Source organism: Spirosoma lituiforme, from assembly GCF_054776635.1.
This window is the reverse complement of record NZ_BAAHBO010000003.1, coordinates 52,280-77,831: the sequence shown is the minus strand read 5'-3', so window position 1 is coordinate 77,831 and position 25,552 is coordinate 52,280. Positions and strand designations below refer to the sequence as shown.

Below are 25,552 nucleotides of genomic sequence, written 5' to 3'. Positions count from 1 at the left end.
CAACAAAGGGCTAACGTTAACAAAATAAGAAGCTATCGGTCTGAAGTAAGGGTAGGAGAATTTTCTTCGGTAAATCCTCTTGCTATCTACATGAACAGGGCTAATTTATCCTGATGTTCGCTAATTCATAATAAGAAAAGCTATTTTTGCCATATAATTAGGCGTTTACATAAACACTGTATGCCGCGACATATTCCTCTTCGTCAACTGCGAGTTTATTCTTTTTTAGCGCTATTGAGTCTCCTCTGGCTACCACGGGCTCATGCTCAGCCCGGAAAAACCTCCGCCAGTTCATTCGACATAGTTGAAACGACAATCAGCGACATCCACCGGGCGTTTCGAAATGGCTCGCTAACGAGCGAACAGCTAGTGAAGGCGTACCTGGATCGTATCCAAACGTACGACCAGCCGACCAAACTTAATTCGATTATTGTCGTAAATCCCGAAGCACTGGTTACCGCTCGTGCCCTGGATGCGGAGTTTAAGAAAACTGGTAAGTTGCGTCCATTGCACGGTATCCCGGTTATCGTAAAAGATAATTTCAATACGAAAGGGCTGCAAACAACAGGCGGCTCGATTGCCCTGAAGGGGTTTGTGCCCACCAAAGATGCCTACCAGGTTCAGAAGTTGCGGGAAGCAGGGGCTATCGTGCTGGCTAAGTCGAACATGGCTGAATGGGCTTTCACACCCATGCATTCGCAAAGTTCGATGGCGGGCGAAACGCTGAATCCATACAACCTGGCGTATGTGCCCGCCGGATCGAGTGGGGGGACGGCCGCTGCGGTGGCTGCCAATTTGGGCGCGGTTGGTCTGGGTTCGGATACGGGAAACTCCATCCGGGGGCCGTCGTCGCATAATGCGCTGGTTGGTTTTCGGACGTCGCTGGGGCTGGTAAGTCGGTACGGCATTATTCCGCTGTACACCCGGAACGACGTGGGTGGGCCGATGTGCCGGACGGTGGCCGACGCCGTTCGGTTGCTGGACGTTACGGCGGGTTACGATCCCAACGACCCAATTACGAAGAATAGCCTGGGTAAAATGCCCAAAAGTTACACCCAGTTTTTACGAAAGGACGGCCTGAAGGGTACAAGAATTGGCGTAATGCGTCAGCTTGTCGACAAGAACATCCACCCCGAAGTAAAACAACTCTTCGACAAGGCGCTGGCCGATATGACTCGTGCCGGTGCTCAAATCGTTGACGTGACCATTCCCGATTTTGACTCCCTGCGTGCCAACCAGTGGTGTTCGGAATTTAAAGCCGACGTTGAAACGTACCTTCGGACGTTTGTGAAGCGGGATACGTTAAAAACGCTGGACGATATCATTCGCGTTGGTGGTTACTCTGACCTTGTCCGGGATCGGCTGGTTAGCCAGAACACCCATTCCGGCCGGGCTGCTCATCCCGAAATTTCCTGTGGTGATGCGTTTACGGACCCGCTTCGGACTGCTTACCGGAATGCCATAGAAGCCGAAATGAATAAACGCAAGGTCGATGCGCTGGTTTACCCAAGCTGGAACTACCCGCCCGCACTCGTTGGCGATGCGAAGGGCTACAAAGGAGACAACAGCCAGTTGATTGCTCCCAGCACGGGCCAGCCTGCCTTTACCGTACCCATGGGGTATACGACCGGCGATCTGCCCGCTGGCATTCAGTTTCTGGGTCGAATCTTTGACGAACCAACGTTAATTCGAGTAGCGTATGGCTACGAGCAGGCAACCCACCACCGGGCACCACCCAAACGGTTTGTAGACCTGGGGAAATAACTGGTCAGGCCCAAACAGGCTCCGGCTGTTTGCTGTATTCTACACGAATTCAAACAACCGGAGCCTGTTTGAGCCTTACATCATCAACCTATGCATCGTTCTATACGACAATCAATTAGCTCGTGTCTGTGTGTGTTTATCGGTCTTGCCGGTCACGCACTCCAGGCTCAGCCAGTCACGAAAGCCGACATTGCCCGCTGGCAGCAACAGGCCAAACGGGTAACGATTACGCGGGACACCTGGGGCGTGCCGCATATTTATGGCAAAACCGACGCTGACGTTATTTTCGGCCTTCTGTTTACCCAATGCGAAGACGACTTTGAGCGCGTAGAGGAAAACTACATTACGTCAATCGGCCGGTTGGCGGAGGTTGAAGGGGAATCGGCGTTGTACCAGGATTTGCGGGCACGTTTGTTTCTGGATTCGACTCAGGCCATTGCCATCTACAGCAAAAGTCCGCTCTGGATGAAGCAACTGCTGGATGCGTTTGCCGATGGCAGCAATTATTACCTCTACACGCACCCTGATGTAAAACCGAAATTACTCAAACGCTTTCAACCCTGGATGCCGCTCATGTTCAGCGAAGGCAGTATTGGTGGCAACATTAGCGTTGTCTCGACGGAGCGGCTGAAAGCATTTTACGAACAGCGAAAATCAACCTCCTGGATCAACAACGTCGACCACTACGAGCGCGAGTCGGTTGGCTCAAATGGGTTTGCCATTGCCCCCGCCAAAAGCGCTACCAAGAATGCCTTGTTACTGATTAATCCGCACACATCGTTCTATTTCCGGTCGGAGGTGCACATGGTTAGCCAGGCGGGACTGAATGCCTACGGGGCCGTTACGTGGGGGCAGTTTTTCATCTATCAGGGCTTTAACGAGAATTGTGGCTGGATGCATACCACCAGCTATGCCGATTCGATGGACGAATACCTAGAAACGATCGAGAAAAAAGGAAATGCCCTGTACTACAAACACGGCAGCGAGTTGAAGCCCGTTCGCACACAGAAAGTCAGGCTTCCGTACAAGACTGCATCGGGCATACAGTACAAGGAGTTTACGATGTATTTCACGCAGCACGGTCCCATTGCGGGCGAACAAGATGGAAAATGGATTGCCATTGCCATGATGAACACGCCCCTGAATGCGCTGTCGCAGTCGTATCTACGAACCAAGGCAACGGACTACGCCAGTTTCAAAGCCGTGATGAAACTGAACGGCAATGCGTCCAACAACACAGTTTTTGCCGACCGCAACGGTACCATCGCCTACTGGCACGGCAACTTTATGCCGAAACGCAATCCTGCATTCGACTGGGAGAAACCTGTCGACGGCAGCGACCCCAAAACTGATTGGCAGGGTTTGCATTCGGTCGATGAGATCGTGCAGGTACGTAACCCGGCTACTGGCTGGATTCAGAACTGCAATGCAACGCCATTCACCGTGTCGGGGAGCAGCAGTCCCGATAAAGGCAAATTTCCGGCGTATATGGCTCCCGATGCCGAAAATTATCGGGGCATCAACGCCGTTCGGGTATTGAGCCATAAGTCGATGTTTACGCTCGACACATTGATTGCCGCTGCCAACGACCCCCATTTATCGGCTTTCGATGCGTTGCTTCCGGCACTGCTGACCGCCTATCAAACAGTTTCGGGGGAGGCCGTCAATCAGACCAAAGACCTGACTGAAGCCATTCAGGTGCTCCAAGCCTGGGATAGAGCCTACGGCGCTACATCGATTGGTCAGACACTGGCTATTTACTGGGGCGAAAAAATACAGCGCCTGGCGCGTAGCCGTGCCGCTGGCGATCAGCGTTTCGACAACCTAAGTCTGACAGCGTTTACGATCAGCCAAACCACAGCGCAAGAAAAAGTAACGGCGCTGGCGGAGGTACTGACCGAACTTACCCGCGACTTCGGTACCTGGAAAACACCCTGGGGCGACATCAACCGGTACCAGCGCCTGACCGGCAGGATTCAGGAAACCTACGACGATCAGAAGCCCAGCCTCCCGGTGGCGTTCACGTCCTCTGCCTGGGGTTCACTGGCGGCTTTCGCTGCGAGGACGTATCCGGGCACCAAGAAGCGATACGGGAGTGTAGGCAATAGCTTTGTGGCTGTCGTTGAGTTCGGCAAGCGCGTAAAAGCCCGCTCCGTCGTCACGGGCGGCCAGAGCAGTAAACCCGGCCTGAAGCACTTCACCGATCAGGCTCCACTCTACACGGTGGGCAAATTCAAAGACGTGCTGTTCTACCCCGAAGACGTGAAGCAACATGTGGAAAAAACGTACCATCCAGGGGAGTAACTATTCCTGAACAATGGAACTGCATTATCACACAGGGGCGGCTTTCAAAATTATCAATGCCTTGGCAGTCAGTGGATATAGCATACAACAGTGTGTTGGAGGGAGAACAAGCAGGAGCGTGCACTTCCAGCTTGTAGGCAACAAACCTCCTGGTCCTGGAAGAGAGCATCTGGGTTTCCATTTTTGGGCTTCGGTTGATAAGATGAACACCCCTGATACAGTAACTTTTTCTTAACACGAACTGAGTCATATGAAAAGCGAGAAAATCGAAGAAATGATTACCTAGGAGGCCTTACTTAAACAAAAAAAGACAACAGCGCTTGCAACGGGTCTGTTGGCTGGCGCGCTTTCAGTACTGCTCGTTATGGTAGTGATTTTAGCCAGTAAAAAAGGACTTGGTGCAACGAGCATAAGTCTGGGCGTGATACCGTTTGCATTGCTACCAATTCTATTCTTGAACTGGAACAGTTTAAAAGCAATCAAGAAAGAACTCAACGCCAGACAAAACATAATTTGAGGTGTACCCTGGTGCTTCTGGCCTTGATCGGCGTAGGTGGGTTACGGATGAGAAGCGGCACGTTCCGAAAAAGAGGTGATAGCCTACCACTCAAAAGACACAAACGCGCAAGTAGCTTGTGTTCAATTTACGGGCTCACAATCAATCTCCAGAGTCGTTGGTGGGTCATCCTTTCATAATGGCTGTGCACCTTTCAGCCGGTTTTGGTTGTGAAATCAACAATAATCGGCTTGATTCAGGCTCACCTTAACATAGATAATATGAAAACGGCTACCAAGCTTCTGGCGGTTACAGGCATCGTATCGTTTGGTTTTTCTCTGGTACAACCCGCTCATGCTCAGACCCTGGCCAAGAATGGAGCCTGGCTCGAAAAGCAGTTCAATCAACTGACGATAGATGATGACAAAGACAAGGACGAAAACGCTACGTTTAGGTTCAGGGGGTGCCAGATAAATATGGATGTCGATAGCAAGGATAAAGACGTTTCAGTAGGCGTGAATATGGCCTGGCAATTGAAAGACGTACGGAAAGTGTCCTACAAGAAGAACAAAGATGGGCAGTATACGCTGCTGTTAGACGTTCCGGCGGATAAAGTGAAAATGGCGATGAATCTGGGTGGCTTTGGTGGTTCGTTCAATACTGACGGTAAAGACAAAGACAACAAGGACAATACAACTTCGCTGACGTTCAACACGAAGGACGAATCGTTGATTAAGCAGATCAAGCAGAAACTGGAGGAGTCCGTTCAGCTTTGTCGTCAGGGGAAAAACTAAACGGATGCTCTACCGGAGTTAAATAGGTTAGCTATACACTATGAATTACAAACAGTTACCGGTTCTGATAACAATACTGGCTGCGTTGGGTAGCTGCCAGTCGAAAGAAACGGCAAAGCCAATTGTTGGAACCTGGGAGTTGGTTTCGGCCACGACCACAGAGAAAGATACGTCCTTTTCGACCTTCGATCCGACGCATAAAATGATTAAGATCATTAATGCTGACCACTTTTCGTTTTTGAATCACAAACGCAGCACGGGTAGTGATTCTTCGTCCCATGAGTTTACCGGGGGGGGCGGGAAATACACCCTGGCCGATAGCGTCTATACGGAATACCTGGATTATTTTACCGACAAGCAATGGGAGGGCAACACGTTCAAATTTGTCGTGAAAATTGCGAATGACACGCTGACCCAGAAAGGCGTGGAGAAGCTCGAAAAGCTTGGTATTGATCGGGTGATTATTGAAAAATACAAACGGGTTACCGAGTAGCTTTAGTCAGTAACAGGCAAGTGGGGGAAAATAGTACCCGGAATGCTGTTTCTTTCTGTGGAGTCGATTACTTATAATCGACTCCACAGAAAGAAATTTATTTTGTGAATTGGCCTATAGATCTACTGCAATGAAATAGGAACGGCCACTACGGTTGTGTCCCAACCCATGTACATGGTCGTCGTTTTAGCATCTTTCTTTGCGAACTGGATCGAAAAGTTCTCAAGTGGCGTTTCAGCCTTCTGCACTGGCACCGTTACCCGCGCCACATCCAGGGCCGGATTGTAGCTATACGCACCCCACTGGTCAACATCGGAACTAAGAATGACTGTCCATTCTTTTTCGGTCGGGATCGTCAGCAGGGCGTAGTTCCCCGCGGGTATTTTTTTACCACCAACCGTAACATCCTGGTAGAATTTGATTTCGGGCGCTTCATTGGCGCCCGCCCGCCATACCTTGTCAAAGGGTACCAGCTTCCCGAAAATCTCACGGCCATTTTTTGCTGGTCGGTTGTAGGTGATACGAACCATCGCCTTGTCGGTACCAATCTTGGCGGGGGCAAATTTCCGGTCGTGCGCATAGTCATCCGGGTAATAAGCCATATCCATCGGCGTTTTGTCGAGACCTCTGAATGTTTGGGCGTTTGTTGTACCAATTGTCAGGCAAAGTAATCCGAAAAAGAGGGTAGCTTTCTTCATTGTCTGTGAAAATGACTCGTGGGTTTGTGGTATTTACTCGACTGTTACGGATTTGGCCAGGTTTCGGGGCTGGTCAACATTACGGCCGCGCATCACGGCAATATCGTAGGCTAATAATTGCAGTGGCACAACCGAGATCAGCGGCACCAGAATCTCGTGAACTTTCGGGATTTCGATGGTAAAGTCGACCATGCCGGGTAAATGCGTATCACCCTCGGTTGTAATGGCAATGACGCGGCCTTTGCGGGCTTTTACTTCCTGAATGTTTGAGACCACTTTTTCGTAGGAGCTGTCTTTCGTGGCAATGACCACCACCGGCATATCTTCGTCGATGAGAGCAATCGGGCCATGTTTCATCTCGGCCGCCGGGTAGCCCTCGGCGTGGATATAACTGATCTCCTTCAGCTTCAGCGCGCCTTCCAGGGCAACGGGAAAATTCAGACCCCGACCCAGGTAAATGAAGTTACGGGCGTAGGTGAAAATGTACGCGATCTCCTTAATCTTGTCGGCGGCCTGCAACACCCGCTCAACCTTCGCCGGAATGCTTTCCAGCTCCGCCAGCAGCTGCCGGAACAGGGAGTCGGAGATGGTCCCTTTGCGCTTTGCGGCTGCCAGAGCCATCAATGTAAGAACGGTTACCTGGGCGGTAAATGCCTTGGTGCTGGCTACGCCGATCTCGGGTCCGGCGTGGGTGAAGGCACCCGCGTGGGTTGCCCGGGCAATCGACGACCCCACGACATTACAAACGCCAAAAATAGTGGCCCCTTTCGACTTGGCCAGTTCAATAGCGGCCAGTGTATCGGCGGTTTCACCTGATTGCGAAATGGCAATCACAATGTCGCCTTCCTTGATGATCGGGTTGCGGTACCGAAACTCCGATGCGTATTCCACTTCAACCGGAATCCGGGCCAGTTCCTCAAAAATGTATTCGGCTACCAGGCCCGCATGCCAGGAGGTGCCGCAGCCGATAATAACGATTCGTTTGGATTTGGCCAGCTTGTCCAGGTAATCCCGCAAGCCGCCCAGTTGGAGCAGGCCATCATCGGCTTTAACGCGCCCACGCATGGAATCGGCAATGGAGCGGGGTTGCTCAAAGATTTCCTTGAGCATAAAATGGTCGAAGCCGCCTTTTTCGATGGCTTCCAGTTCCAGTTCTACTTTGTGTACGTAAGGCGTTGTGGTTGTATTGTCGAGCGTAACAACGGTCAGTTCACCATTTTTTATAACGGCTATCTCATAGTCGTTGAGGTAAATAACATCTTTGGTGTACTCAACAATGGGCGTAGCGTCCGATGCCAGAAAAAACTCGTTTTCGCCAACGCCAATGACCAGTGGTGAGCCTTTCCGGGCCGCAATCAGCTGAGTTGGGTCAGTTTGATTCATAACTACGATTGCATAGGCACCTACAACTTCCTGCAGGGCCAGTCGTACCGCTTCTTCGAGCGACGCCCCGGCTGTATTCTCCCAGATATCTTCGATAAATTGCCCGAGAACTTCCGTATCGGTATCGCTGCTGAAGGTGTGGCCCTTTTTGAGTAGCGCCTGCTTGATGGCGGCATAGTTCTCGATAATGCCGTTGTGAATAATGGCCAGCTTCCGATGAAAGGAATAATGCGGGTGAGCGTTTGCATCGTTGGGTTCGCCGTGAGTAGCCCAGCGGGTGTGCCCCATGCCGATGGTGGACTGGACGTCTTTACCGGCCAGTTCCTGCTCCAAAGCAGCTACCTTTCCTTTTTTCTTGAATACAGTCAGGCCCTGGTCATTCATCAAAGCCACGCCCGCGCTGTCGTAGCCCCGATATTCGAGCCGTTTCAGCCCTTTTAACACCAATGGACACGCTTCCCGGTATCCTACATAAGCGACAATACCACACATAATTTTATTGCTACCGGACCGTCGGTGCGTTTATCGGTTGAGATGGTAAAGAAAGTGAAAGACGCCATCAGCTGCCTTTCTTCGAAAGTAAAGTAAACGTAAAAAGCCGGAAATCTCCGGCTTTTTATTGAGTCATTTGCTGAACTCGTTTACATCAAGTAAGCTCGTTATCGACAGTCGATAACGTTCGGAGCCGACTAACCCGCCAACTGCGTGTACAGATTGTAGTATCGGTCGGTCACGTCACCTTCATCAACGGTGTCAAATTTGTGTTCGGAGAAGTTCGTCAGGATGGCGTTGAGGCTTTCGCTTGTTTCTTCTTCCGCCCGAACAACCGCGTCGGCGTAGGTCGATCCGATGCGTATAAATCCTTCAAAATCAGCCGTTTTTAATTCGGCCAGCATCTCATCGTCAATGTCCATCATGCGGGCTTTCTCGATGATGTCGCCCTCAAAACGGTGCTCGAACGAATTGTTATAGACAGTAAAAACAGACTTCGTGTCCTTGAACATTGGGTCGTTTTTGTAGGTTGTTTTGAGGTACAGCGGAATCAGGGCGGTCATCCAGTCATTGCAGTGAACGATATCGGGAGCCCATCCTAGTTTCTTAACGGTTTCCAGAACACCTTTGCAGAAGAAAATGGCCCGCTCGTCGTTGTCGTCGTAAAACTTGTTTTCTTTGTCGTGGAAAACATATTTCCGCTGGAAATAGTCTTCATTGTCAATAAAATAGACTTGTAGTTTGGCTGTCGGGATTGAGGCAACTTTAATGATCAGCGGTTTTTCATCGTCTCCTACGGCAATGTTGATCCCCGACAACCGTACCACTTCGTGCAACCGGTTTTTGCGCTCGTTGATAAGACCGAAGCGCGGCACCAGGATTCTAATTTCCATCCCGCGCTCCTGCATGGCCTGCGGCAATTTGCGGACGAAATCAGCGACGTCAGACGTTTTCAGGAAAGGATTGATTTCGCTGGCGACATAAAGGATGCGAAGTTTGCTCATAAATAGGGAAGCGTGTGTATTGTCTGAGAGAACCAAAAAACTTGCAAAATTATACAAATTTTTCCCGTATTTCAATACATTTTGTGCAAAAAAGATACAGTTCTCGTATCATTGCAACCCCAAAAAAAACTTGTCGGTTATGCTTCGTTTCGATACGGTATCTGCCCTTCGTCATCACCTGAATTCCCTGCGTCCCGAAAACACAATTGGCTTCGTGCCAACGATGGGCGCTTTGCACGAAGGACACGTTACGCTTATCGAGACGGCTCGTGTAGAGAATGACGTGGTCGTGAGCAGTATCTTCGTTAACCCGACCCAGTTTAACAACCCCGACGATCTGGCTTTGTACCCGCGTACGCTGGAAGAAGATTGTCAGAAACTGGCAGCCGCTGGTTGCGATATTGTTTTTGCGCCCTCGGTAGCCGAAATGTACCCGGAACCAACAACGTTACGGCTCAACTTTGGCGATCTGGAAACCGTGATGGAAGGCACTTTCCGGCCAGGGCATTTTAATGGGGTGGGTACGGTTGTGGCCAAGCTGTTCAACATCGTGCAGGCCAACAAGGCGTATTTCGGGCAGAAAGACCTGCAGCAAGTAGCCGTTATCCGGCGGCTCGTGCGCGATTTGAGTTTCGGGGTGGAGCTGGTCCGGTGCCCGACCGTCCGCGAGCCTGATGGGCTGGCCATGTCGTCGCGCAACCGGAATCTTACCGACACGGAGCGGGAGCAGGCTACGGCCCTGTTTAAGGCCCTCACACTGGCCCACGACTTACTGGTGGAAGGTCATACCCCTACGCAGGCGAAAGAGGCTGTAACGGGCTTTTTTGCGGGTAATCCCCATTTTCGGTTAGAGTACGTCGAAATTGTCAATGCCGACACGCTTCAACTGGCCACAGAGGTACTGGCTCCCGGCCAAACGGCCATCTGTCTGGCCGCCCATCTCGGGAAAGTCAGGCTGATTGATAACCTGGTGTTTTGAGATATGCAGCTCCGTAACCTGATCATAGTAACCATGTAGACTGCTGGCTGCTTATGGGTTGAGATTTGCCATCGTCCAGGCTGTCTGGAAAACCAGTGTTGCCCGTTTTTGCAAGAGTATATAGTCGATCTTGTCGGCGGTGTCGGAAGGCTGGTGATAGTCTTGATGTAACCCACTTGTAAAGAACAGTGCCGGAATACCTGCTTGGGCAAAATTGTACTGGTCCGATCGGGAAAAGTGGTTATTGGGATCATTTTCGGCATCGTAGCCACCCTGATTTAAGACCAGATTCACCGATTGCTGATTGCTATTTTTAGTAATTGTCTTGACCTCACTCCCCTGAGCGTTAGTAATCAGATAACAGTAATTGGGGTTCTTTCGATGATCGTCATCGACCCGACCCACCATATCCACGTTTAAATCGCACACGAATTGGCTGAGATTGAGGGGACTATGATTAACAAAATACTTGGAGCCCAGTAATCCGCCTTCTTCCCCCGAAAAAAGCAAGAACAGGATGCTACGGCGCGGTCTGAATCCTTGTTGAGCCAGGCTATCAAACACCGAAGCTATACTAAGGACAGTAGCAGTACCCGATGCATTATCATCGGCACCGTGAAAAATGTATTTTCCATTACGCCCCAAATGGTCGTAGTGAGCCGAAATGATCACCACTTCCTTTTTCAGATCGGTTCCGATCATCAGGCCACCTACATTGTCGCCAAAGAATACTTTATTGCTGTCCTTGGTAGAGAGAGTCTGCTCGATCAGTTCAAAACGTTTGTAGGATGACGAGCTGCTCCTGTAGCTGCCTGAATAGCCAAAGGGGGTAGCTTCAACGAGTGTGAAGGGAAAGGTCTGTCGAAAGGAACCTCGAACAGAATCAAGGCGAAAAGAACTCAGTAGATGACTTTGTCTAAACGAACTTGCGCAATATAAAGCAGCTTGCCGCTGTCCTTTCGTTCCAGTGGCGCGGCCCTGTAAACTGTCGGATGCTAATAGATAGACGTGCTTCTTGAGCAGCTGTATCGGAACGGATACTTGAGACATACCAGGCTGCGCAACGCTTTGACAAATACTGAAAAGGGCACAAAACGCTACTCGTAACACAATTAATCGCATACGTAATTTCCTAACAGAGATGTCTTCTCTAGCCTTTCACTGGTTGGGTTCGCTAATCGACAATCCGAAACACCATCTTAGCCTTCTCGCGGGAAAGGGCGTTGAAGTGCCACCACTCAAACTCAATGGGGCTGAATCCACCCTGGCGCATCGCCGTGCGGAGAATCTGCCGATTGTCAATCTGCTGTTGGGTTAGTTTGCCCGATTTGAGCAGCTCGGTCTCGCGGGATGGGTAAGCCAGTTCACCGAAAAAATCATACTTGGTACCCATGTCGAGGGGTTTGCCATCCTGATTGGCTACTGTCAGGTCGACCGCGCAGCCGTAGTTGTGAATAGACCCTTTTCGGGGGTCGGCTACGTACTTCTGGCGTTCGTTTTCGGGTAAATCGGGAAGGGCGTTCCAGAGTTTCCACTGGGCTGTACGGGGGCGGGCCGCATCATACACTAGCAGCCGGAGGGTAGGGTGATGGGCCTGTAAATACTTGCTGGCTTCGGCGAGTTTTTTGGCCGCCATGGGTTGCATGTAGGCGCGTGTAAGGTCGCCGTATACGTCTTTGCCAACGAAGTTGTCGGTCGTCGAATACTTGAGTTCAACCAGAATGGTCGGATCAACTTTCTGCACATCCACAAGGCCCTGTTTGGCCATTATGGCCTCGAAGGACTGCGACCGGGCAAGCAGGGGCGCGAACGAAAAAATAGCGAGTAGAATACAAATAAGCCGCATTACTTTAGAAAGGCAAAATTGGTTTGAGCCAAATGTTCACGTAAACTTACAGGATTTATAAACGGATCGGTGCGAACAGCCGTGCGGTATTTTTAGTACGCTTCACCACAGCCTGTAGCCCGCTTATTCTTTCGCTCTTCATAACCGATGGCCTTAAATTACATCTGGGTTGCTTTTTTTGTCATTGCTTTTCTGGTAGCGCTCGCCAAACTGATTTTTCTGGGCGATACCGAAATTTTTAAACTTATTGTCGAGGGGCTGTTCGATTCATCCAAAGTCGCGGTCATGGACATCGCCCTGCCACTGGCGGGTGTGATGACGTTCTTTCTGGGGTTGTTAAATGTGGGTGAAAAAGCCGGAGCGATCAATTTTCTGGCCCGCATCATTGGTCCGTTTTTCCATAAACTCTTCCCCGAAGTGCCTAAAGACCACCCCGCCAATGGTCAGATGATTATGAACTTCTCGGCCAATCTGATTGGCCTGGATAATGCCGCTACCCCGTTCGGACTACGGGCCATGGCGAGTTTACAGGAGCTGAATCCGAATAAAGAATCGGCATCCAATGCACAGATCATGTTCCTGGTTCTGCACACGTCAGGCTTGCAAATTATTCCGTTGAGCATCATGGCGCAACGGTCTATTCTGGGCGCTGCCAATCCGTCGGATGTGTTTATTCCCTGCGTCATTGGCACCTACGTAACCACGGTTGTCGCGCTGGTAGCGGTATCGATCAAGCAGCGTATTAATTTGCTGAACACCACCGTGCTCGGCTGGCTGGGCGGCATTACGGCCCTGATCGGCCTGGCACTTTGGCTACTGGCAGGCCGCCCTAAAGAAGAAGTCGAAACGTTTTCGAAAGTGTTCGGCAATGTCATTCTGATGACCATCGTAGTCTCGTTTCTGCTGGGGGCCATCCGAAAAAAAGTCCCAATCTTCGAGACATTCATTGAAGGGGCGAAAGGCGGATTTGAAACATCGGTCAAAATCATTCCCTACCTGGTCGGGATGCTGGTTGCCATTGGGGCCTTTCGCAATGCCGGTGCGCTGGACTACCTGGTCGGTGGGTTCAGGTATGTATTTTCCCTGACGGGTATGAATACGGACTTTACGGATGCGCTGCCCGTGGCGCTTATGAAACCGTTAAGTGCTTCCGGTGCGCGGGCACTCATGATCGACGCGATGAAGCAATTTGGCCCCGATTCGTTCGTCGGGCGACTCGTCTGCATTTTCCAGGGATCGGCCGATACCACGTTTTACATCGTAGCGCTGTATTTTGGATCGGTGGGCATCAAAAATTCCCGCCATGCGATACCCTACGGCTTATTTGCCGATCTGGTGGGCGTTATTGCCGGTATAGCCCTCGGATATTTCTTCTTCCACTGAGCAAAACACAGCAGAAACGTGTTAGTGGCTTAGATCGCTAATTCAACAAACGCACCGCTTCAGCGGACTAACCGAATGAATATTAATCAGGTACGTGAGAAACTTCATTTACTAATTGATGATGTTGACGACATCTATGTGCTGAATGGCTTATACCGCAACTTATTATCCGATAAACAACAGCGCGAAGCCTACGAAAAAGAACAACAGGAAAAAGCCAAAAAGCAGGGGCGGGCGGGGCAACGGTAACCGGGTTATCGGCTAGGAGAGGCCGCCTACGGTCAAGGCAATAATGATTGCGTTGAACCCAAACGAAAGCAACCCATGAACCAAAGCGGTACGGCGCATGGGTCTGGAGCTAACGGCAACGTCGGAAACCTGGCTGGTCATGCCAATTACGAACGAGAAATAGGCAAAGTCCAGATAGTCGGGTTCCGGCTCGCTTGGAAAGTCCAGACCGCCGGGTTGCTTTTTTTGCTTCGTGTCATTGCCGTAATACAAATGGGCGTATCGGAGCGTAAAAACTGTATGCACCAGAAGCCAGGCACTGGCAATGGCTGAAATAGCCAGCAGTCGATTTCGGGGCCACTCCGGGCTGGTCTTGTCGGCAGAATCGAGCAGCACGATTACAGCATAGAGACTGGCAACAGCAGCCACAAGCACGAACGTTGAGATGAGGGTTCGACTCGAATCTTCAAGGCGTGAAAGCGCTGGCAAATCACGCGGGTGAGCCACGCTGATGCTGATCCACATCAGCACGAGAATGGTTACGGCAAAAGACACCCAGACAAGCGCAAATTGGGCCGCTACGGAAAATCGTCCCGGAACAACGAAATAACTAAGTACCGCCACGGCTAGGCCAATCAGTAAGCGATGCTGGGAGTCGAGGTGAGCAACCGGATTTGTTGTATGTGCACTCATGGTCAGAAAAAGACGTAGCAGACGACGAAGTACGTTCTGAATGGCGTACTCCCCAAATTTTCGCTTACGGATTGTTTCTACCAGAATCTTCTATTCATTAACAAGCTTAGATAACCATGTCGTTTTTACCGACGCAGTATCATATTGTTCGCATAGGGACCGGAAGCGAACCGCTGTCTAAATCGCAGAAAGAGTTTAACCGGTTAACCCAAAAAATTGAGCAGCTTACGGTTGATCTGCACGACCTGCGCGATGTTTCCGGGCATATTCAGCAACGGGTCAAGGCCGACTATCACCCTTTGCTCGATCAGTATTGTCGGTTACAGGCCGATCTGGTACGCCTTTTCGATCGGGCTTATGGGCACGAAGACATCACGAACAACGAGAAAAAGAAGCTTGCCGACCTGATCCGAAGGATGGCATCCGATCTGATCTCGGTACACGGAATCGATGCGCTCAGGCCCATTTACGACACGTATAACACGGCCGAATTCGACGATGACCGCAACGAAGACCAGCCGTTGGCTAGTCGAAACGAAGCAAATTCAGATGAAGGCGCTGATGATTACATAGCTGAACAGGAAGCCGCCGAAGCCGAGCGCCAGCGCCAACGGGCGAATAAACCGAAGTCGGCCAAACAATTGGAGCGGGAGGCTAAAAAAATGGCTGACGCGCAGAAAACGACCAAAGCGGTTCGCACCTTGTACATGGACCTGGTCAAAGCGTTTCACCCCGACCGCGAACCTGATGAAGCCGAAAAGCTGCGGAAGACCGACATTATGCACCGCGTCATAGCCGCCTACGAGAAAAGCGATTTGCTGGCTCTGTTCCGGTTACAGCTGGAATTCGAGCGTATCGATCAGGCGCATCTGGAAGCCCTGGCCGAAGAGCAACTCACCTATTACAACAAGATTCTGCGGCAGCAGGCGCAGGAACTGGAAGCCGAGTTTGCATCGCTTCAGAAAGAACTGGCGGCTATGACCGGGAAATCGACCTTTAGTGCTGGTTCCTTGGTTGGGTTCGAGTTTAGCCTCAACAGCGATATTGCCCAACTAAAGCGGGACATCAAACAATTGAAACAGGATGTAAAGGCGCTTGCCAACACAAGCATTCTGAGGCAGTGGCTAAAAAGTTACCGGTAAGCCGGGAAACCGTCGAATGAGTAGTGATTAGTACCGGGTTATCGTGCCAACAGAGGTATATTGATTTCTGTAATATTCGTTGAAAAGGCTGTCTTATCCAATGATTATGCAGGGCAGAACGATTTTTTCAAAATTTTCAACAATCTTGCCAAGCTATTTAGCAGTCTTGTAGCCTGAAGCCGCTTTTGTTGAGAATCATGAAAGATTATATCCGACCCATTAACCGTCTGCTTGTCGCTAACCGGGGCGAAATTGCCATCCGCATTATGCGGGCCGCCACTGAGCTGGGCATCACTACCGTTGCCGTTTACACCTACGAAGATCGGTATTCGCTTCACCGTTATAAGGCTGATGAAGCTTACCAAATTGGGCGCGATGAGGACCCGCTGAAACCGTATCTGGATGTTGAAGGCATCATTCTGTTGGCCAAGCGGCATAAAATCGATGCCATTCACCCCGGTTATGGTTTTTTATCTGAGAACGTAAAACTGGCTACGCGGTGCCGTGAAGAAGGAATAATATTCATTGGCCCATCGCCGGAAGCCATGGACGCGCTGGGCGATAAAGTTCGGGCCAAAAATCTGGCAACTAAAGCAGGGGTACCCCTCATTCCGGATTCGCGGGAAGAAAATATGTCGCCGGAGTTTGCCCTGACGGAAGCCCAGCGGATTGGTTTTCCGATTATGGTGAAAGCGGCCGCCGGTGGTGGTGGTCGTGGTATGCGGGTGGTACGGCAGGCCGAGGAGTTTGAAAAGGCCTTCGCCGAAGCCAAAAACGAAGCCCGGAATGCCTTTGGCGACGACACGATTTTCCTGGAGAAATTCATCGAAGAGCCCAAGCATATTGAAGTACAGTTGCTGGGCGATCAGCACGGAAATATTGTTCACCTGTACGAGCGTGATTGCTCGGTGCAACGGCGGTTTCAGAAGGTTGTTGAAGTAGCGCCGTCGTTTGGTCTACGGCAGGATACCAAAGACAAACTCTACGCGTACGCCCTGCAACTGGGTCGGGCCGTTAACTATTCCAATGCCGGAACGGTGGAGTTTCTGGTCGATAAAGCCGAGAATATTTACTTTATTGAAGTAAATCCCCGGATTCAGGTTGAGCACACCATTACGGAAGAAGTTACCGGTATCGACATCGTCAGAACGCAGATTCTGATTGCGATGGGGTACCAGCTTTCCGATAATGGAATTTATATTAATCACCAGGACGATGTACCCCTCAACGGCTACGCTATTCAGTGCCGCATCACAACGGAAGATCCGGCCAATGGCTTTAAACCCGATTTTGGCACGATAACTGCCTACCGGAATGCGGCCGGATTTGGTATCCGGCTCGACGAAGGTAGCAGCTACGCGGGCATGAAAATCTCGCCCTACTTTGATTCGATGATCGTGAAAGTGTCGGCGCGGGGCCGTACGCTGAAAGGAGCTACCCAACGACTGACACGGGCGTTGCTGGAGTTCCGGATTCGGGGGGTTAAAACCAACATCGGCTTCCTGCTGAACGTAATCAGTAACCCGGTATTCCAACGGGGCGAAGCGCGGGTATCGTTTATCGAAACCCACCCCGAACTGTTCGATTTCCGCAAGCCGCAGGATCGCTCGACACGGGTACTGAACTACCTGGCCGACGTGATTGTAAACGGCAACCCGGAAGTTAAAAAGAAAGACGACAGCAAGGTGTTCAGAACACCCATTGTGCCCTCGTTCGACGTCTACAGCCAGTATCCACCGGGCAATCGTGACCGGTTGAAGGAATTAGGCCGGGAAAACTTCACGAAATGGGTAGTTGATCAGAAGAGTATCTTATACACGGATACGACGTTCCGGGATGGGCATCAGTCGCTGCTGGCGACCCGCGTTCGGACGCAGGATTTACAGAAGGTAGCCGAAGGATTCGCCAAGAACCATCCCGAACTGTTCTCGATGGAAGTTTGGGGCGGAGCAACCTTCGATGTAGCCATGCGATTCCTGTACGAAAGTCCCTGGAAACGCCTGGAAGCCTTGCGCGAAGCCATGCCGAATATGCTGTTGCAAATGCTGTTTCGGGGATCCAATGCGGTCGGTTACTCGGCTTACCCTGATAATCTAATCGAGAAATTCGTCGAGAAGTCGTGGGAAACGGGCATTGACGTATTTCGGATTTTCGACTCGCTCAACTGGGTTGAGGCCATGAAGGTGAGCATGCGGGCTGTTCGCGAACGGACGGATGCCCTGTGCGAAGCGGCCATCTGTTACACGGGCGATGTGCTGGACCCGAATCAGAAAAAATACACCCTCCAGTACTATCTGGATATGGCGCGTCAGTTAGAAGACGAAGGGGCTCACCTGCTGGCGATTAAGGATATGGCTGGTCTGTTGAAACCCTTGTCGGCCGAAGTGCTGGTTCGGGAACTGAAGCAGGCGGTGAGCATTCCCATCCACCTGCACACGCACGATACACCGGGTATTCAGGCGGCTACGTATTTAAAAGCCATCGACGCCGGGGTTGATATTATTGATTGTGCCCTCGGGGCCTTGTCTGGTCTGACCTCACAACCGAATTTCAATTCGGTCGTTGCCATGATGCAGGGGCACGAACGGGAGTGTAAAACAAGTCTGCCGTCGCTAAATGCGTATTCGAACTACTGGGAAGATGTTCGCGAGTACTATTACCCGTTTGAATCGGGCATGAAGGCGGGTAGTGCCGAAGTGTACGAGAACGAAATTCCGGGTGGGCAGTATTCGAACCTGAAACCACAGGCCATTGCTACGGGGTTGGGCGATAAGTTCGAAGTTCTTAAAAAGAACTACTCGGTTGCTAATCAGCTCTTTGGTGATATCGTAAAAGTAACGCCTTCCTCGAAAGTAGTGGGCGATATGGCCATCTTTATGACGGCTAACAACCTCACGGCCAACGATGTACTGACGCGTGGTGAGTCATTATCCTTCCCCGAATCGGTGAAAGAACTGATGAAAGGTATTCTGGGTCAGCCCGTTGGGGGTTTTCCGGAGAATATTCAGCAGGTGGTGCTAAAAGGCGAACAGCCCATTACGGGTCGGCCGAACGAGCACCTGAAACCGATTGACTTCGATGCTGATTTCAAAGCCTTCCAGGAAAAATATCCCCAGTGCGATGGGTTCGTCGATTATCTGTCTTACCAGATGTATCCCAAAGTATATGACGATTACTACAAAGCTAATGTGCAGTACGGTAACGTCAGCATCATTCCAACGCCTGCTTTCTTCTATGGCCTGAAGGAAAACGAGGAGATTTTAATCAACATCGAAGAGGGAAAAAATATCCTTGTTCGATTGCTGTTCAAATCGGAGCCGGATGAGTTTGGCATGCGCACGATCACGTTCGAACTGAATGGCCAGAGTCGGCAGGTACAGGTTCGCGACCGGGCCTCGAAGGTCGAAAAAGCCATGAACGCCAAAGTGAGCAAAGCCGGTGATGTAGGTGCGCCGTTGCAGGGTCGGCTAACGCGGATTCTGGTGAAGGAAGGCGACGTTGTGAAGAAAAACCAACCGCTTTTCGTAATCGAAGCCATGAAAATGGAAAGTATTGTAGCCGCTTCCAAAGAAGGAAAGGTTGCAAAAGTTGTGCTAAAAGAAGCAACGACCGTTGAGCAGGACGACTGTGTGATTGAACTGGCCTAACGGGTAATAATAAACAGAAAGGGGATCGATGCACCAGACATCGATCCCCTTTCTGTTTATTATATTATGGCACATACGTCTATACTCTTGGGCATGTCGGATATCTGTCAGCTACGGCTCCATCGTTTCCGGCCAGGATCTTTGCTATTGGTGCATTCCGGCTCTTCATAGGCGGTGTGGTATGGCGCGTTTTCACTATTATTGCGGTGGTAAACTTTATTGACGGCGATTGCTGTCGGTATTGCTTAATATCCCAATGTAACGGGCAAATCGATGCTCGTTCTGGCGAATAGCCGCTACTGATAACTAGTTTTCGTATGACTCCTCCCCAACAAAATCCTGAAGGTGCTATTGACGTTGAATTAAGCGAAGAGATTGCTGAGGGCGTTTACGCCAATCTGGCAATGATTGCTCACTCGAACAGCGAGTTTATTCTTGATTTCATCCGTCTGATGCCCGGCGTGCCTAAAGCCAAGGTAAAAGCCCGTATTATCCTGACGCCCGAACACGCCAAGCGTCTGCTGGAAGCCCTGCGCGAAAACATAAGCCGTTTCGAAGAAGCATACGGTGGTATCAATGAGCCCAATGAGTTTCGCTTTCCAGGTGGTGGCTTTAGTGGGCCGGTGGGGCAGGCGTAGGAGTGGCCGGCCTATAGTTTATGGTGGTGCGTCGTACGGTTACTAACAACTGTGCATCGGTCCGTCGTAAACTACAAACCACAAATAGAAAACTCTTTGGCATTCAAACGGTTTTGCGTATCTTTGCACCTCAAAATTCGGGAAGACTGTTTTTTCGTAAACTAATTTTAGAATGCCTACTATACAACAACTCGTGCGTAAGGGCCGCGAAAAGCTGATCGACAAGTCAAAGTCGCCTGCTTTGGACTCTTGCCCACAACGTCGGGGCGTGTGTACGCGTGTGTACACAACGACGCCGAAGAAGCCAAACTCGGCGCTTCGGAAAGTTGCCCGGGTTCGTCTGACGAACCAAAAAGAAGTCAACGCTTACATTCCAGGTGAAGGCCACAATCTGCAGGAGCACTCAATCGTCTTGATTCGTGGTGGCCGGGTAAAAGATCTTCCAGGTGTACGTTACCACATTGTTCGCGGTGCTCTGGATACAGCTGGCGTGAGCGGTCGTCTGCAAAGCCGGTCGAAATACGGTGCTAAACGGCCAAAACCAGGTCAGGCTCCCGTTAAAGGTGGCAAAGGTGCACCACCAGCAAAAAAGAAAAAGTAAGTAAGTGAGATGTATGGTATGAGAAGTATGATGTATGAGTAATTACATATATCATATATAGAACATCATACATCAAAACTGACTGGACGTTGGAAAGACTGCGTCCAGAGTAAGATCAAAAATCTGAAGAAATCATGAGAAAGGCGAAACCGCCCAAGCGTTACGTTCTACCCGATCCGAAGTATAAAGAGGTCCTGGTAACGAAATTTGTAAACAACCTGATGTACGAAGGCAAAAAGAGCCTGGCGTACTCCATCTTCTACGACGCCCTCGATGTGGTTGCCAAGCGCACCAGCGAAAGTGGCTTAGATACGTGGAAAAAGGCATTGAACAACGTCATGCCATCAGTTGAAGTAAAAAGCCGTCGTGTCGGTGGAGCTACCTTCCAGGTGCCAACCGAAGTACGGGCAGACCGAAAAGTCGCGGTAGGCATGAAATGGCTTATTAAGTATGCTCGTTCACGTGGTGAGAAAACAATGGTAGACCGGTTAGCAGCCGAAATCGTCGCAGCCGCTAAAGGTGAAGGCGCAGCTGTTAAAAAGAAGGATGATACGCACCGCATGGCTGAAGCCAACAAGGCGTTCTCGCACTTCCGGTTCTAGACCAACCATACTGGCCAAAATCCCGATGGCCGTTAACTTTGCAAAAGCTACCCAACAATGGGTAGCTTTTGTTGTTTTTGGCTATATGGCAACTTTAGAAAACGATTACTTACGCGTCGCAATCCAGCCCAAAGGCGCGGAAATGACCTCCATTTTTCATAAACCAAGTGGGATTGAGCACCTCTGGCAGGCCGACCCTTCCATTTGGGCGTGGTACGCGCCTAACCTGTTTCCTGTGGTGGGTGGCTGTCTGAACAATCAACTGCTAATCGATGGAAAAGCATATCCGATAGAGCGCCACGGGTTTGCCCGGCAATCCGTTTTTGAGATTACCGAATCAACAAAAACACACGCCATTTTCTCGTTGCGATCAAGTGAAAACACACGATCGCATTTTCCTTACGAGTTTGATTTTCAAGTAATTTATGAGTTGGACGGTTCCGCCCTGACGGTCACGTATCGACTTGTAAACGAAGACGAGCGACCCATTTATTTCTCGGTTGGCGCTCACCCGGCTTTTGCGGTGCCCTTCACGCCAGAGGAAGCCTACGAGGATTATTTTCTTGAATTTGAGCAGGAAGAGCCACTGGAAACGCACATGCTCTCATCGGCGGGGTATTTTACCGGCGAAACAAAGCCAGTTTCCACAGCGGGCAAACAACTACCTCTGACAAAGCATTTGTTTGATGCTGATGCGCTGGTCTTCAAAAATCTGACATCCCGGAAGGTCGCTATTCGCAGTAACAGGCACGAACATACGGTCTCGGTATCGTATCCGGCGTTTCCTTATTTAGGCTTATGGGCCAAGCCCGGTGCGTCTTTTGTCTGTATTGAGCCCTGGCTTGGTTGTGCCGATAGCGAAGGGGAGCCGAAGCCAATTCAACAAAAAGAAGCTATTCAGCACGTCGATATCAACGGGGTATTTGAGGCTGCTTTTACCATTGAGGTAAGCTGACGGTATTCGGTTTACGATTTTTGGTGTACGGTTAGAGCAAGCCACAAACCAGCTCCTCGATTTATAGCTTGAGTCTCCATTACAGTTGTTTAGCTAGGGTTGCATCTGTGGTTTATGGAGACGCGAACCACGCATCACGGGTATGGGTTGGTTGATGCATAACACGTTCGCGTCAGCCAACCGTATACCATAAACTATAAACCTGTTTTACTGCGTCTCATCTAGTGGGGTAAAGTCTTTGAACGTGCGTTTGAGGGCCTTATCGGTAGCCTCCTTTTTGCTTTGCCAATTGGCATCCAGTTCCAGGGCAACCAGACCGCTCAGGCTCATTGATGTACGGAAATCATCCAGTTTTCTGATGAACTCCCCATTCCGGCGGGTTGCTTTTAACGCAAACTCGCGGGCAAACACATCGCCTTTATTTTGTAGCTCACTCCGTTTTCCCAGAACGTAATTATAACGGTCAAGCAAGTCTTTCATCGATTTACCAATTACCTCTGTCGCTTCCAGGGTTCCCATGGTTAAAACAGCCGTGCCCCCTACAGCCGAGATAATGCGGCCGTTACTCTGGGTCTGTGAGCTGGTGCTCGACCCCGTTACAGCTGGCGTTACGCCCGTTACGGCACCCAGTGAGGCATTCGCTACCGATCGGTTTCGTTTGCCTCCTTTGGCTTTTTTGTAATCATGCTTGAGCTGCTCCTCTTTGTCTCCCAATTGTTCGATTAAACCCCAGGCCTGTACCAATAACTGCCGATACTGGTTGTAGTAATACCGGTCTTTCTCGGCTTCATTTACGGTATTTAACACCGTGAACGTAATGCGCCGTTCCTCCCGATTCTGTGCTTTATCGAGTACGTAGAACGTTATTTGCGTATTCAATGAATCATAGGGGTCCCGAACAAAATCGTAGCCTGGCTGCCAGATGAACTCGTATTGGTTGTCCGTATTTTTGACCAAGGCACTCTTCGGGATCTGTTGATTGTCGGATAAGAAGCCGAACGTGGCCACATCATCTTCGCCGTTTGGGTCGGACAGGTAGAATTTGAGGTTTACCGTGGCATTCTCCTTTAACTTGTAGTGCGTATCTTTTGGAATTACGGCGATGTCCGGCGGTAGGTCCATTTGCGTAACTTCCACCTTTAGTCTGCCTTTCGTACGCGTTTTCGCGGGCTGGTCTTCGACCCAGAACTCAATGTACTGCGGGGCTTGTTTCAGTCGATTGAACTGGTTCAGCGATAGTGTCCAGCTCAGTTCACCCTGCGACGATAGCTTGCTACCTTCGGGCATTTGATCGGCAATGGGAATAAAGACAATGGGGTCACCATCGTCATCGCGCACTGTCTGCGCATCCATTTTGTAAATATTCTGGGTTCGGTAACTCACGTAAAACGGGCGCAGTTCGCCAACCACGGGCGGGCGATTTACGTGGACGATCTTGAATTCGGCGTTTTGTGTAGCTACCTGGCCGCGATTATTGCGGACCTCAAAGCTAACCGGGTAACTTTTCGTTGTCTGGATACGGTCGGCCAGATCAAATCCGGGAGTCCAACTGAAATGGCCCAGGGAGTCAAGTTGCATCCCATCCTGTTTATCATTCCCGAAAGCAAACCTCAGCGTATCGTGGGGAGAGCCTGTCGCCTTTAAATCAAACCGAACAGTGCTGCCCTCGGGCACAACATTCCAGTTGGTTTGCGTAGGTAGGAATAGTTGAAGTGATTTGGAATCCTGCGCATGGAGGCTACCCGCTGTACTGATCAGTAGCAACCACGCCAATATACCGGCAGTTCGGTTCATAGCGACATTCAATGGTGGTCTGTTTTGAAAAACGTAAAAATAAGCTTTAGATTTCGTCTCGGCTGGATTATAAACCGGTTTTGAGGTTTTTCTTAGCTAACGTCAATGATTGGCTGGTCATAATGATAGGTTTCCAGAAAGAAATCAGGCCGAATTTAGACAACAAATCAAGACAGGTAGTATGCAAAAAAGGCTGCCTCTTCTGAGAAGAGGCAGCCTTTTTTATGCGTTGGCTACACCTTAGTTTTTCTTCGGTGCAGGAGCCGAACCGGTTGCAGGAGCCGTTCTGGTTCCCGTGTTGCTACCGCCTGTAGCGGCTGGTTTCGCAGCAGCGGCTGCTTTAGCGGGATCGATGCCCATTTTCTTCAGAACCAGTTCTGTGATGTTGTTCTCCTCTGGAGCGACCAACAGAATTGGGATGGTATTAGCACCAGCATCCAGATTGAACACATACTGATAGCCACTCTCTTTGGCAACGGCATCAATTGCTTTCTGAATTTTCTGGACAACCGGATTTACCAGTTGCTGGTATTTCGTTTGCAGCGACTGCTCAGCCGTACGACCGAACTCCTGAATGCGAGCCTGTAAGCCCTGGAGTTCCGTTTCCCGGTCCTTCTTGATTACGTCTGACATCTGTGCGGCTCCTTTCTCATAAGCACCGTATTTGTCTTCCAGTTCTTTCTGCATCCGCTTCAGTTCGTTTTCTGATTGCGTACGCTGAATGGTTAACTGGTTTTGAATATCTTTTGCTTCGGGTGTTTGCGACAGAACGTAATCAATGTTCGTATAGCCTAACTTCAATGGACCAGCTGCAGCGGTCGTAGCTGGTGTTGTTGTTTGGGCTTGTGCCTGTGCGCTCAAACCGCCCAGCAAAAGGGCTGCTGCAAACGCCATGACGAGGTTTTTCTTCATCTCGAATTAGTTGTTTGTATTACTTAGGTTTTGTGATTGTTTTACTACTTGGACTTGTATTTGTCGCCGTTGGTTTAGTCTCTAAACCTAATTCTTCCATTACATAATCCGAATAATCGTGCCTCGGGTTCGTGTATAGCATAACAAAGTCAGACGCCTTGTCGAAGATAAAGTCTAATTTCTTCTGAATACACACTTTTTCTACGGCCCGATTAATTAACTCCATGGGGGCTTTCATGAGTTCCTTTTTCTTCTCGAAAAGCAATCCCTGATAGCCAAACACTTTGTTGTTGTACTCCCGCGCTTCCCGTTCTCTGTCGCTGATGGCCCGTTGCCGATCCCGTTTCATGTCTTCGGTCAGCAGAATTTCCTCTGCCTGATACGCTTTCTGCAACTTGTCAATTTCAACGTATTTATCCTGAATGTCTTTCGACCACTTGTCGGCAAACTTATCGATTTCGGCAAGGGCTTTCTGGTATTCGGGCATTTTACTGAAAATGAACTCGCTGTCCACGTACCCAAATTTTTGTGCCTGCGCCGGCGTAGCCAGCCAAACAGCGCACAAAAGTACGATAAATAGAGACTTTTTCATTGAGTGCGCGCCAATATTTACGGGAAGTAATTGATTTTCAAGGCTAATGTTATCAAACTGATAATGTCTTCTGCCAAGCTTTATCAGTTTGATAACATCTTTATTAAAAACG

The 25,552-nt window shown here is 50.1% G+C and carries 22 protein-coding genes; 13 read left to right on the top strand and 9 right to left on the bottom strand.

Features of this window, described 5'->3' with window-relative positions:
• Positions 1 to 180: 180 nt before the first annotated feature.
• The 4 genes from ACYU87_RS12580 (at position 181) to ACYU87_RS12565 (ending at position 5,851) form a co-directional block, all read left to right on the top strand.
• On the top strand, positions 181 to 1,764 hold the full coding sequence (locus ACYU87_RS12580) for an amidase (protein ID WP_461134439.1): 1,584 nt from the start codon (positions 181 to 183) through the stop codon (positions 1,762 to 1,764).
• A 90-nt stretch (positions 1,765 to 1,854) separates the two neighbouring features.
• A complete protein-coding gene (locus ACYU87_RS12575) occupies positions 1,855 to 4,068 on the top strand; it encodes a penicillin acylase family protein (protein ID WP_461134438.1) in 2,214 nt (737 codons plus the stop codon).
• A 777-nt stretch (positions 4,069 to 4,845) separates the two neighbouring features.
• Complete coding sequence (locus ACYU87_RS12570; protein WP_461134437.1) at positions 4,846 to 5,358, top strand: hypothetical protein; 513 nt, start codon at positions 4,846 to 4,848, stop codon at positions 5,356 to 5,358.
• A gap of 40 nt (positions 5,359 to 5,398) precedes the next feature.
• Entirely contained in the window at positions 5,399 to 5,851 is a 453-nt protein-coding gene (locus ACYU87_RS12565; RefSeq protein WP_461134436.1) for a hypothetical protein, read from the top strand.
• A 122-nt stretch (positions 5,852 to 5,973) separates the two neighbouring features.
• Here ACYU87_RS12565 and ACYU87_RS12560 read toward each other — a convergent pair whose 3' ends face one another.
• From ACYU87_RS12560 to ACYU87_RS12550, 3 genes are all read right to left on the bottom strand, one after another.
• Positions 5,974 to 6,549 (bottom strand): DUF2911 domain-containing protein, encoded by a 576-nt coding sequence (locus ACYU87_RS12560; protein ID WP_461134435.1) that lies wholly within the window; start codon positions 6,547 to 6,549, stop codon positions 5,974 to 5,976.
• 33 nt (positions 6,550 to 6,582) lie between these two features.
• Entirely contained in the window at positions 6,583 to 8,424 is a 1,842-nt protein-coding gene (gene glmS / locus ACYU87_RS12555) for a glutamine--fructose-6-phosphate transaminase (isomerizing) (RefSeq protein WP_461134434.1), read from the bottom strand.
• A 197-nt stretch (positions 8,425 to 8,621) separates the two neighbouring features.
• Entirely contained in the window at positions 8,622 to 9,428 is an 807-nt protein-coding gene (locus ACYU87_RS12550; protein ID WP_461134433.1) for a glycogen/starch synthase, read from the bottom strand.
• A 139-nt stretch (positions 9,429 to 9,567) separates the two neighbouring features.
• Between ACYU87_RS12550 and panC the strand changes: the two genes are divergently transcribed.
• The gene (gene panC, locus ACYU87_RS12545; protein WP_461134432.1) at positions 9,568 to 10,407 is read left to right on the top strand and encodes a pantoate--beta-alanine ligase; all 840 of its coding nucleotides are present in this window, start codon (positions 9,568 to 9,570) and stop codon (positions 10,405 to 10,407) included.
• Between the two features lie 51 nt (positions 10,408 to 10,458).
• Here panC and ACYU87_RS12540 read toward each other — a convergent pair whose 3' ends face one another.
• Positions 10,459 to 11,457: a M20/M25/M40 family metallo-hydrolase gene (locus ACYU87_RS12540; protein ID WP_461134431.1), complete on the bottom strand. Its 999-nt coding sequence runs from the start codon at positions 11,455 to 11,457 to the stop codon at positions 10,459 to 10,461.
• A 124-nt stretch (positions 11,458 to 11,581) separates the two neighbouring features.
• Positions 11,582 to 12,253, bottom strand: a complete 672-nt coding sequence (locus ACYU87_RS12535; RefSeq protein ID WP_461134430.1) for a M15 family metallopeptidase — start codon at positions 12,251 to 12,253, stop codon at positions 11,582 to 11,584.
• A gap of 147 nt (positions 12,254 to 12,400) precedes the next feature.
• Here ACYU87_RS12535 and ACYU87_RS12530 point away from each other — a divergent pair, with 147 nt between their 5' ends.
• Together ACYU87_RS12530 and ACYU87_RS12525 are read left to right on the top strand one after the other, a co-directional pair.
• The gene (locus ACYU87_RS12530) at positions 12,401 to 13,636 is read left to right on the top strand and encodes a nucleoside recognition domain-containing protein (RefSeq protein ID WP_461134429.1); all 1,236 of its coding nucleotides are present in this window, start codon (positions 12,401 to 12,403) and stop codon (positions 13,634 to 13,636) included.
• A 75-nt stretch (positions 13,637 to 13,711) separates the two neighbouring features.
• A complete protein-coding gene (locus ACYU87_RS12525) occupies positions 13,712 to 13,885 on the top strand; it encodes a hypothetical protein (RefSeq protein WP_461134428.1) in 174 nt (57 codons plus the stop codon).
• Between the two features lie 12 nt (positions 13,886 to 13,897).
• Here the strand turns inward: ACYU87_RS12525 and ACYU87_RS12520 are convergent, their stop codons facing one another.
• Positions 13,898 to 14,557: a DUF1345 domain-containing protein gene (locus tag ACYU87_RS12520; RefSeq protein WP_461134427.1), complete on the bottom strand. Its 660-nt coding sequence runs from the start codon at positions 14,555 to 14,557 to the stop codon at positions 13,898 to 13,900.
• A gap of 116 nt (positions 14,558 to 14,673) precedes the next feature.
• On the opposite strand from ACYU87_RS12520, the gene ACYU87_RS12515 reads away from it, so the two are divergent.
• From ACYU87_RS12515 to ACYU87_RS12490, 6 genes are all read left to right on the top strand, one after another.
• On the top strand, positions 14,674 to 15,699 hold the full coding sequence (locus ACYU87_RS12515; RefSeq protein ID WP_461134426.1) for a hypothetical protein: 1,026 nt from the start codon (positions 14,674 to 14,676) through the stop codon (positions 15,697 to 15,699).
• Positions 15,700 to 15,896: 197 nt separating this feature from the next.
• Positions 15,897 to 19,346, top strand: coding sequence for a pyruvate carboxylase (locus ACYU87_RS12510; RefSeq protein ID WP_461134425.1), 3,450 nt, complete (start codon positions 15,897 to 15,899; stop codon positions 19,344 to 19,346).
• A 317-nt stretch (positions 19,347 to 19,663) separates the two neighbouring features.
• Positions 19,664 to 19,984, top strand: coding sequence for a DUF3467 domain-containing protein (locus tag ACYU87_RS12505; protein WP_461134424.1), 321 nt, complete (start codon positions 19,664 to 19,666; stop codon positions 19,982 to 19,984).
• Positions 19,985 to 20,156: 172 nt separating this feature from the next.
• Positions 20,157 to 20,585 carry a 30S ribosomal protein S12 gene (gene rpsL, locus ACYU87_RS12500; protein ID WP_046577394.1) on the top strand — a complete coding sequence of 143 codons (429 nt, stop codon included), beginning with the start codon at positions 20,157 to 20,159 and terminating at the stop codon, positions 20,583 to 20,585.
• Between the two features lie 134 nt (positions 20,586 to 20,719).
• Positions 20,720 to 21,187, top strand: coding sequence for a 30S ribosomal protein S7 (rpsG, locus tag ACYU87_RS12495; RefSeq protein WP_012928933.1), 468 nt, complete (start codon positions 20,720 to 20,722; stop codon positions 21,185 to 21,187).
• A gap of 85 nt (positions 21,188 to 21,272) precedes the next feature.
• Positions 21,273 to 22,142, top strand: a complete 870-nt coding sequence (locus ACYU87_RS12490) for an aldose 1-epimerase family protein (protein ID WP_461134423.1) — start codon at positions 21,273 to 21,275, stop codon at positions 22,140 to 22,142.
• A gap of 207 nt (positions 22,143 to 22,349) precedes the next feature.
• Here ACYU87_RS12490 and ACYU87_RS12485 read toward each other — a convergent pair whose 3' ends face one another.
• From ACYU87_RS12485 to ACYU87_RS12475, 3 genes are all read right to left on the bottom strand, one after another.
• Positions 22,350 to 23,936, bottom strand: coding sequence for a hypothetical protein (locus ACYU87_RS12485; RefSeq protein ID WP_461134422.1), 1,587 nt, complete (start codon positions 23,934 to 23,936; stop codon positions 22,350 to 22,352).
• 240 nt (positions 23,937 to 24,176) lie between these two features.
• Positions 24,177 to 24,848: an OmpH/Skp family outer membrane protein gene (locus ACYU87_RS12480; protein WP_461134421.1), complete on the bottom strand. Its 672-nt coding sequence runs from the start codon at positions 24,846 to 24,848 to the stop codon at positions 24,177 to 24,179.
• Positions 24,849 to 24,867: 19 nt separating this feature from the next.
• The gene (locus ACYU87_RS12475) at positions 24,868 to 25,440 is read right to left on the bottom strand and encodes an OmpH/Skp family outer membrane protein (protein WP_461134420.1); all 573 of its coding nucleotides are present in this window, start codon (positions 25,438 to 25,440) and stop codon (positions 24,868 to 24,870) included.
• Between the last annotated feature and the right edge of the window lie 112 nt (positions 25,441 to 25,552).